General features: G+C 41.1%; 6 protein-coding genes. 3 read left to right on the top strand and 3 right to left on the bottom strand.

The features are described 5' to 3' along the window. Positions 1-469: 469 nt before the first annotated feature. Entirely contained in the window at positions 470-3,709 is a 3,240-nt protein-coding gene (locus tag H6F42_RS09470; RefSeq protein ID WP_190399104.1) for a PAS domain S-box protein, read from the top strand. A 202-nt stretch (positions 3,710-3,911) separates the two neighbouring features. On the opposite strand, the gene H6F42_RS09465 is transcribed toward H6F42_RS09470, so the two are convergent. The 3 genes from H6F42_RS09465 to H6F42_RS09455 all read right to left on the bottom strand — a co-directional run bounded on the left by H6F42_RS09465 (position 3,912) and on the right by H6F42_RS09455 (position 6,763). Further along, positions 3,912-4,778 (bottom strand): DUF350 domain-containing protein, encoded by an 867-nt coding sequence (locus H6F42_RS09465; protein ID WP_190399103.1) that lies wholly within the window; start codon positions 4,776-4,778, stop codon positions 3,912-3,914. A 115-nt stretch (positions 4,779-4,893) separates the two neighbouring features. Continuing rightward, positions 4,894-6,186 (bottom strand): phycobilisome rod-core linker polypeptide, encoded by a 1,293-nt coding sequence (locus H6F42_RS09460; RefSeq protein ID WP_190399102.1) that lies wholly within the window; start codon positions 6,184-6,186, stop codon positions 4,894-4,896. A 106-nt stretch (positions 6,187-6,292) separates the two neighbouring features. After that, a complete protein-coding gene (locus H6F42_RS09455) occupies positions 6,293-6,763 on the bottom strand; it encodes a phycocyanin (protein ID WP_190399101.1) in 471 nt (156 codons plus the stop codon). 570 nt (positions 6,764-7,333) lie between these two features. Here H6F42_RS09455 and H6F42_RS09450 point away from each other — a divergent pair. Both H6F42_RS09450 and H6F42_RS09445 read left to right on the top strand, forming a co-directional pair. Further along, a complete protein-coding gene (locus H6F42_RS09450) occupies positions 7,334-8,338 on the top strand; it encodes an ATP-binding cassette domain-containing protein (RefSeq protein WP_190399100.1) in 1,005 nt (334 codons plus the stop codon). Positions 8,339-8,632: 294 nt separating this feature from the next. After that, positions 8,633-10,225: a mechanosensitive ion channel gene (locus H6F42_RS09445; RefSeq protein WP_190399099.1), complete on the top strand. Its 1,593-nt coding sequence runs from the start codon at positions 8,633-8,635 to the stop codon at positions 10,223-10,225. The last annotated feature ends 119 nt before the right edge of the window (positions 10,226-10,344 follow it).

The raw sequence follows: 10,344 nt of genomic DNA, 5'->3' as shown, positions 1-10,344 counted from the left end.
GGATCAAAACTAAACTCAATCACTTTGCTCTCAAGTCTAAACTCTACTTCAATGCTATTAGGGCTAGTTTCTCTCAACTCCAAAAACTGGCTATTCCTTCCACGTAACATCAGATAGTAAAAATAAATTTTGAAAAGCTTGCTTTGCAAGACTTTTCAAAATTTATTTGGGTTTTAAGAACGCGCAAAACACTGTAATTTAGATCTTAGAACTTCCCCATAAAATAAGGAATCAGATATTTGATGGCACAGTGAAGCCTCACCATCAAATATCTGGCTCTTGATTAAATGTCAGAATTTTTAGCTACTTTTTGTTTTGATTTTCTATTACATCAGGCTAGGATTAGCAATGGTATCTTGTCTTTCTTCGGGTTCACATATCCCATCTGCGTATTTAGATGTTTTTTCGACTTTCTTATAAAAACTTTTGCAAACAATTCGGGTTAAGCAATATTTCTCTGTATTGGGTAATGCTCATACCTTTTGTTGTACAAATTGTGGGAACAGTTGGACTAGTTAGCTATTTGTCCTATCGCAGTGGGGAGGCTGCTGTAGAGAGTTTAGCTAGTCAGATCATGCAAGAAGTGGGCGATCGCATAGACCAAAACCTCACTAGTTATTTACATTTACCCACGGTAATTAATCGGGATAATGCTACTGCCATCAAGCTAGGGATTTTGGACTGGCAAAACTTAGCGATCGTTGAGAAGTATTTTTGGCAAAAACTCCAAATCCTTACCAGTGTCTCCTCGATCTCGATCGCCACAGAGCAGAAAGAAATCCTCATTGTCGAAAGACTAGACGATGGTAAGCAAGCTCTGCGATTGAGAGATGCATCGACTAATTATGCTTGGGATAATTATTTGGCTGATCAAGATGGCAATCGAACCAAGTTACTTAGGAGATCGACTACCTACGATCCACACAACGATCCTCCCAATAATCCTTGGTATTTACAGACAAAGCAATTAGGGCGATCGCTGTGGCGGATCAATGTTTCGCTAGCTAATCCTCAAGCCCCTTCCCTAGTTGCAGTTAATTTTTTGCCACTTTTTGATCGCAATAATAACTTTCAAGGAGTTCTAGGTTCTTCGGTCTCTTTAACTCAATTAGGAAAATTTTTGCAGAGTCTCAAAATTGGGAAGGCAGGACAAGCCTTTATTTTTGAGCGAAATGGACAAATGATCGGTATGTCTACGGGCGAAATTCCCTTTCAGCAGGGGCTATTATCGCCCTTAACTCAGGATAAAGACAGCATAGCCAAAAATGTCGATCCTAAAAATCGCCGATTAAGTATTTTTAACAGCAACAATGAACTCACTCAAATAACGGCTCAATATCTTAAAGAACATTTTCAAGATCTAGAAAGTATTACAACCGCTCAACAACTACAGTTTCAAAAGAATGGGAAGGGATACTTTGTAAAGGTCTTGCCCCTGAAACACACTTTTGATTCTCAGGACTTAGACTGGTTAGCGGTAGTAGTCATTCCTGAATCAGATTTCATGGGTGATATCAACAATAATAATTATTGGACGATTTTGCTAGGCTTTTTGACTTTATTCGTATCAATGGGAATGGGTGTCTTAATTACTCAATGGATGACTAAGCCGATCATCCGCCTTAGTGAAGCAAGTGCTGATTTGACTAAAGGGAATTGGCAAAATTTACCCGAAGATGTGGCGATTTCGGAAATTAAAGTTCTTTCTCAAGCCTTTAACTCCATGTCAGCGCAACTTCGCCTCACCTTTGAACAGGTGCAAAACTCCCTCAAAGATTCTGAAGTAAAGTTTGCGGCAATTTTTCAATTAAGTCCTGATCCTGCTTGGATATGTACTTTCCCTGAAGGTAAATGCTTATATGTTAATCAAAGTTTTTGTCAATTCCTGCAAATTCCTGAGAGTGAGGTTCTTAATAAGACCTGTGTAGAGATTGGTTTATGGCATGATGCCCAAGACCTCTCTAGCTATCGGGAAACCTTACAAACCGATGGCAGCATTCAAAACTTTGAAGTGGTAATAAAAACCGCAACTAGAGTTGAAAAGACTGTTTTGATGTCTGCTAGCATAATTTGTATAGATGGAAGGGAGTGTGTAATTGGGGGGATGAAGGATATAAGTGATCGCAAGCAATTAGAACTTAATTTACAAGAGTCCCAATCTCGATTGAATTCTATTTTAGATAATACTCCCGCATTTATCGCAGGCGTATATCTGCGAGATGTTGGTATTTGGGAATGTCAATATTGCTCTCCCAATGCCGAAACAATTTACGGCTACACAAGTCAGGAAATCAAAGCGAATCCTACATTAATGCCTTCATTGATTTTACCAGAAGACTTCCAAACAATTGTGGAACCAGTTTTGAAGGATATGATGACTTCAGTTTGCTATACCACTATTGAATATCGAATCCGTCGGCAAGATGGAGAGATTCGCTGGCTCAGTAATACCTTGAATTCTAGCTGGGATAATACAGCGCAATGTGTTCATTTTACGGAAATTAATCTCGATGTAACCGATCGCAAACAGATTGAGATCGACCTGCGAGAGAGTCAGGATAATCTCGAAGCTGCATATATCGAGCAGAATACATTGTTTAGATCAATGACTGATGTTGTCTTAGTTCGGCATAAAGATGGTCATTGCCTTAAGGTTGCCCCGACCAACAGCATGAATCTAAAGGGAACTCGCGAAGAGGTGATCAGCCGCCCCATTCACGAAGAGTTACCGCTTTATGTAGCCAATTTGCTACTGCAAACTATTGAAAAATCTTTGCGGAACAAACAAATCGTTAGCTGTGACTATATTTTAGAAATAGAGGGTAAAGAAATATGGTTTTCTTCTAATGTTTCGCCTCTAACGGAAGATACAGTTATTCAAATATCCAGAGATATCACAGAGCGTAAGCTTTCAGAACTAGCTTTAGCCAAAGCGAAGGAAGCTGCCGAAAAGGCGACTAAGGCTAAAAGTGAGTTTCTCGCTAATATGAGCCATGAAATTCGTACCCCTATGAATGGAGTTTTAGTAATGGCGCAGTTGTTAGCCACTACGGATCTCAACGAAGAACAAGAAGAATTTGTGCAAACTATTCTCGATAGTGGGGATTTTCTCTTAACGATTATTAACGATATTCTGGACTTCTCTAAAATCGAATCAGGGATGCTAGAAATCGAGCATAGAGAATTTGAACTTGCTGATGTTTTAAGTTCGGCATATAATCTGCTGATCGGTCAAGCGAAGGACAAGCATTTGGAAATACAATGCACAAAGTCTCCAGAACTTCCTTTAAAAGTGATTGGAGATAGCTCTCGGTTACGCCAGATTCTCATCAACTTAGTGGGGAATGCAATTAAATTTACGCATCAGGGCAAGGTTTCCGTTGCAGTTGGTGGCACACCCTTAGATCATGAGCATTACGAATTACAATTTGCGGTTATTGATACGGGAATTGGTATTAAAAGCGATCGCTTGACTAATTTATTCCATGCTTTTACTCAAGCGGATACTTCCATCTCTCGAAAATATGGTGGTACGGGGCTAGGTTTGGCTATTTGCAAGAAATTGGTGGAATTAATGGAAGGAAATCTATGGGTTGAAAGCTTTGGTCATGTGGGTGGTAATCCTCCAGAAAATTGGCAATCTGACCTTGTGACAGAGGGATCTGCATTTTATTTTGTGATTAAAGTCGGCTATCAACAAGGGGCTTAAGCCCCTTGTTGATCCCAAACCCCAAAAGCTATATCGCCCGCATAGCGGGCGATATAGCTTTTGGGGTTTGGGTTTCAACTATAGCAAAGCAAGAGTTAGCCAGTACAAACCAAAACCCAAGAAGCGAGTGGCGGCGCTTCGCGCCGCCACTCGTTTCTTGGGTTTGGATTAGTCCTAATGCAAGTGACCACAGCTCTACTTATTAAATACTCCATGCTATTAACAAAGAACCTGCGATATACGCAAACGCTTCAATCAAACCTGCGCCAAGATTAGGAACCTCTTGACGGACAATTTCATCGGAAATTTTGACTCCCGGGACAAGAATAAGATCGGCAACCCAACGAATGGCTGCCAACATCAAAATACCAAAGGGAATCGCCAACACATACAAACCAAAACTAAGACCCCAATTCTCAAATTCAGGTAAAAATGCTACATGAACGATATTGCCGATCGCTACTAATAATCCTGCAAAGGCAACTCCAGCAGCAGGATTGTTATGTTCTTGGATAGCTTTAAACACGTCGTAACCCGCGATCGCCGAATAATTAAAACTAGCAATTACCAAAATGCTTAGCCCGATCGCATAGCTAGCTAAACCGACCAGCAATGTTCCCGAATTACCACCCATCGTCGAACTAATAATGATGCCATTCGCCACATGACAACCCGCCTCAAGGGACGCTGCGCCAAAATTACGTTCTTCGCGAATCTCTCTAGCACTATCACAGCGCCGCAAAATTAAGCGATCGCAGACCACTGCACCGACAAACATTAAGCCAATGCTTAATAGTCCATAGAGGGTTAAATTTAAAAGAATATTTTCCCAACCGATCAGATCTTTTCTGAGCGCACTTTTTAAGGCGATCGCAATGCCCAAATAATAGCCAACTAAAGCAACGGCAACTGCGGAATTATCCCTCACAAATAGCTCAAGATTGAGTTCGATCTCTCGCCGAAATAGCTTTTGGTAAACAAACTGCCCAACCCAAAACAGAATAAATCCGATTGCAATTTCCGCAATGATTAAAGGCGATCGCCCTATTTCCTGTAAGACTCGATCCATATCTTAGCCATCATTATATTAAATCCGATTTATATAGTTTAAAGTGGCGATGCTTTGCATCGCCACTTTAAACTATATAAATCGGCAAAAGGTTGCTTAGCAACCCTTCTTTATTTTATTTAGCCAAATTGCGAAGTAGCGATCGCTGATTTTCATTCATGCTTTGAAGAACCTGTCTTGCATCACTATTTTGCAACATTTGCAAAAGCTCTTCAATTTCCTCATTTAGCGATCGAGAAACTGGTTCTTTCCCTTTATTCCCTTTAGGCGCTTCATTTAAAATAACCTCACTAGTCTCATCATCCATGCCCAACTGCTGACGGTAGAGCGTTGGCACAACCTTGCCGTGCTGACCCAAGAGTTCATGTTGTACCAGCTCACTTTGTAAATAATTGCGAGGTGAGTCATGGAACTGCGTATGACGAGCATAAGGAACCGTATTACAGCCAAAAGCTTTTCTATATTCCTCAGAATCAAAAATTCTATGGAAGAAAGCCGCTACCCCATGCTTAGTTAATACATCTGTGTAAATACTAATTTCTTCTTGATCGTGGAGAGTTCTACCCAGCAAATGCTTGAAGCTAAATTCCATAAACTTCAAATTGGAACAATCATTGTAAAAGCTGTTGAGGTATAGCTTAGACATGACTAGCTCACCAAGGAAATGCCGCACATCCGCTTTACCCACGAGAAAATCTTGCTCTAGTTGGGCAATTTCTTTGCGTTCAAATTCGTAGGGCTGTCTCTCAAAAATTTGAGCATAGATTTGAGCCAAAGCATTTTTCCTTTCCGTTGCCGAATGCACAGAATGTTGGACTGCTTCCGCATCATGCATCATTTCTTCAGGAAGCACGCAGGAACCAAGCTCACAATCCAACCCAAGCTGCTGCCAATACATCGTGGGAATCACCCGACCCCTTTGTCCGACATGCTCATGCTGGAGCAAGTTAGTTTGCAAATAGTTACGAGGTGAATCATAGAACTTGACATCTCTCGCATAGGGAATGGTAAAGCAACCAAATGCTTTGCGGTATTCTTCAGAGCCAAGAATCTCATGAACAAAAGCCGAAACCCCCGCTTTCATCAACAAATTCATATATTGGGCGATTTCTGCCTTATCTCGTAAAGCCCTACCAAGGAGATGCTTAAAGCTCCATTCCACGAATTTGAGATTTGAGCAGTTATGGTAAAAGCTGCTGAGATATACAGATGTCATCACTAGTTCGCCAATAAAATGACGCACACCGAGCTTCCCTTTGAGAAAATCTTTCTCGATTTTCGCAACTACCTTGCGTTCATGCTCATAGGGCTGACGCTCTAGCACTTGCGTATAGATTTGCTGAAGAGCAATCTGACGTTCGGCTTCAGTAGATTTGCGATCGATGGTAACGGGGATATAGCTGCTCATAAAACTCTCCAAATATTCTCTTAAAGGATGCCAGTAAATTCATTTATTCCGTCTCGGGGATAAAATCTTAAGGACTGCGATGCTAAGGTCGAGCAGAATAGACAAACTAGGCATTAAGCAATACGGTGACTGCCATTTCTGAATAAGGCTTGACTAAAGTAGAACTTTCCGCAGGCAGTATCTCTTCAACTACATGTTGAAACAACCGATAGGCTGTAGAACATTCTTTGCCAACTTGGTAGGAATTAATAATATTCCCCAACCAATCCATTAATGTCTCGCGAAAGAATAGCTCATCATCACGCAATATAGATAAAGACGTGTAACGGATCATGTTAGACATGTCGTATTTGCAACGTTGTAATTGCTTCTGCACTAACTCTGGATATTGCTGAGCCAAGAGTTTTAAGGTTCGCAGCACCATCTCATCGGCGTGATCTCGCAAAAGGTTGTAAGTTTTCACTCTTACTGAAAAATTGCTGGCAAATCTTTCTAGACTGACTAAATCAGTATCCGTTAAATAGACACGATCAACGGTTCCGAGCTTTTCATCTAAAGTGCGATTAATTGTTAGCATAATCCTTTTCCATACCCCTAAATCTAAGTAAATGTACTTGTCTCGTATTTACCCGTTTCGCGCAAATTCCTAAAGCGATTTGAAGCAATATTAAAGCAACCTTTTAAAGTGGCTTTTTCCCCCTTGCCCTCAAAGCATAGAATTATATTTAGCAGTAATTTTAACAATGAAATTAAAGTTTACTTAATAATATATTTCGATACATTTATAGCAATACTAAATAGCTTGCAAGAGTGCAAGCTATTTTATTTCATTTGTGAGAAAGACAAGGGGCTTAAGCCCCTTGTTAGAAACTTGTATTGGGACAAGCCAAAAACCGAAGAAGCGCCGCCACTTGCTTCTTCGGTTTTTGTTCTTAACAAGATTTGCTACTCCCTTCCCGCCCAAGAATTAGTTGTGCGGCACGAAGCGCCGCACAACTAATTCTTGGGTAGGAACTTAGACATAGCTATAGAATTGCTATATCTAAGTTCTGAAGATAAAAAAGCGATCGCCTTGGGATAATTTATTGCGGTTTTAAGAAGCTCACCGCTAAAATAGGTTAACAGACCGTAATATTAGACACCCCCAATGCAATCGGCAGTAAGAATTGAAAATCTCAGGAAAACTTATGGCGAGACTATAGCCGTAGATGGAGTTTCGCTAAATGTTACACAGGGACAAATTTACGGGCTTCTAGGACCTAATGGGGCAGGCAAAACTACAACCATGCGTTGTATATGCACATTAACATCCCCAGATTCAGGAATAGTGGAAGTGGCTGGGGCAACAGAGCCACGAGCAATTCGCGATCGCATTGGTTATGTAGCCCAAGAAGTAGCTCTAGACAAAGTTTTAACAGGGCGCGAGTTATTACGCTTTCAAGCAGCTTTATATCACATTCCTAAAGCCCAAATCAGCGATCGCATTGATAGCGTATTAGATCTGCTGCAACTTGAAGCCTATGCCGATAAACTGTCAGGAACCTATTCGGGAGGGCTGAAAAAACGTCTTGACCTTGCCGCAGGTTTGCTCCATCAACCATCGGTGCTAATTCTGGACGAGCCAACGGTAGGGCTAGACATTCAAAGTCGGATTGGGATTTGGGAATTTTTAAGAAAACTCCGCGTCTCAGGGGTAACGGTTTTAATTAGCAGTCACTATCTCGAAGAAATTGATGCCCTTGCCGATCGCGTAGCCATTATTGATAAAGGCAAAATTATTGCTGAGGGTACAACCGACGAGCTAAAAACTAAAGTCGGTGGCGATCGTATTACCATTCGGATTCGTGAATTTGCGGAACGTTATGAGGCAGAACAAGCCCAAAAGATTTTGCAACAATTGCCAATTGTTCAAAGCATTACGATCAATGCCGCGCAGGGTAATGCCGTAAATCTATTTGTGACTCCTGATCCCAACGCCATTAGCGAAATTCAAAATATGTTGGCGGCGGTCGATATCAATGTTTTTAGCCTGTCTCAGTCCCGTCCCAGTCTGGATGATGTATTTTTAGCAGCCACAGGACAGACAATTCTGGATGCTGAAATTGCTCAGTCTGAAATTCTGACGATGGCTAAAGGTAAGAAAAAACGATAACCCCAGAATTAGGGGGAAGGAAGTATAGCTGTTGCCATTCTTGTTAGGACACAAAACCAGAAGACGAGTTGCGGCGCTTCGCGCCGCAACTCGTCTTCTGATGCTTTGATTTATCCTAATGCAAGTGACCACTGCTATAAGTAAAGCTTACAGGGCTATACTTGAAATTTTCGTATTAAGTTTTTTATCTATATTTAGGTAAAAGCTTAACTATTATTAGCTATTTATGGGATGGGACTACACTTACTATAACGGAGAGAGGAATACCCTTGATTATTCTGTTTATGGTGTGATATGCCCCAATTTACTTCTTTTCTATTGGCTCAAACATCGACCACCAAAAGTTTTGCAATTGAAGATTTGCTCAGACCTGACGGACTGGTCTTTCAAATCATTTTTGCGGTTTTAATTTTGGTTGGCGGTTGGATCATCGCCATATTTTTCGCGTCTATGACCGAAAATTTACTAAAGAAAACTAGCATAGATAATAAGCTTGCTGGTTGGTTAACTGGTTCAACTAACAATACCGACACATTCCCCATTGAGAAATGGGCTAGTGCTACGGTTTTTTGGATAATACTGCTTTTTACTTTAGTTGGCTTCTTTCAATACCTAAAACTCGATGCTGTTGCTACTCCATTAAATGGATTATTAGGACAAATTACATCATTTCTTCCTAAGCTTGGCGGCGCAGCGATTCTTGTGGGGATTGCATGGGTCTTAGCCACTATTAGCAAAATGATTGTTGGTCGCTTTTTGCGATCGGCGAATATTGATGCCAAAGTAAACGAAAGTGTCTCCGATTCTCCTACGGAATCTTTGCCTCTCAGTGAGACGCTCTCTTCCGCTTTGTATTGGTTTATTTTGCTGCTGTTTCTGCCCTTAGTCCTTGATACTCTCGGCTTAGTTCAAGCACTTCAACCTGTCCAAAATCTCGTTAATCAGATTTTGAGTGCTTTACCCAAAATCCTCAAGGCTGTCATGATTGGCGGTATTGGTTGGTTGATTGCTCAAGTAGTTAAACGGATTACCACTAATTTGTTGGCTACTAGCGGTGCTGATAGATTTCTTAATCGTTGGACTTCTAATCAAACTGAATATACTCTTTCTCAAGTAATTGGGAACTTTGTATATATTTTGATTCTCATTCCTACTGCTATCTCCACCTTAGAAGCATTGGAAATTGGCGCAATTTCGCGTCCAGCAACGACAATGCTCGATCAAGTACTCCGCTTCTTACCTCAGGTTTTTGTTGCTACGGTAATTGTGGTAGTTGCTTATTTTCTGGGTCAGTTTGTCAGAGATATTGTTTCTAGTATCTTGACTGGGCTTGGATTTAATAATATTTTGCAGTTGCTAGGATTTAACCAAATTGCGGTCACAACTCAGACTGACGCGCTTTACGAAAATCCTGATTCCAATGTAAACACTTCTCTCCCCCCGCAAACTCCTTCGCAAATTGTCGGTATCATCGTATTTCTAGCGATTATGCTGGTAGCGATCGCCACTGCTACGGATGTTTTACAAATTAATGCCTTAACCCGCATTGTCTTTGGCGTATTACAGGTTGCAGGTCAGGTATTAAGTGGCGTAGTGATCTTTGGCATTGGATTATATCTGGCTAATCTTGCCTTTAACTTAATTGCTAGTACTGGCGGTAGACAGGCAAGAATCCTCGGTCATGCAGCGCGTATTTCCATTGTGGCGCTAATTACGGCGATGGCTCTAAAACAGATGGGCATTGCTAGTAATATTGTCGATCTTGCCTTTGGTTTATTGACTGGAGCAATTGCGGTAGCGATCGCGGTTGCCTTTGGTCTAGGCGGCAAAGATATTGCGTCCCAACAATTGCGCGAATGGCTAGAATCATTCAAACGCAACGACTAACGCAAAACCGTGTTGGTTTTATAGCTGTCGTCATTTTGGTTAGGACATAACCCTCAAGTATTAGGAGTTGGCACATTGTGCCAACTCCTAATACTTGAGGGTTGATTTTTTCTACAGCA

The organism is Pseudanabaena sp. FACHB-1998, from assembly GCF_014696355.1.
Classification (GTDB): Bacteria; Cyanobacteriota; Cyanobacteriia; order Pseudanabaenales; family Pseudanabaenaceae; genus Pseudanabaena.
This window is presented reverse-complemented; position numbering and strand designations above follow the sequence as displayed.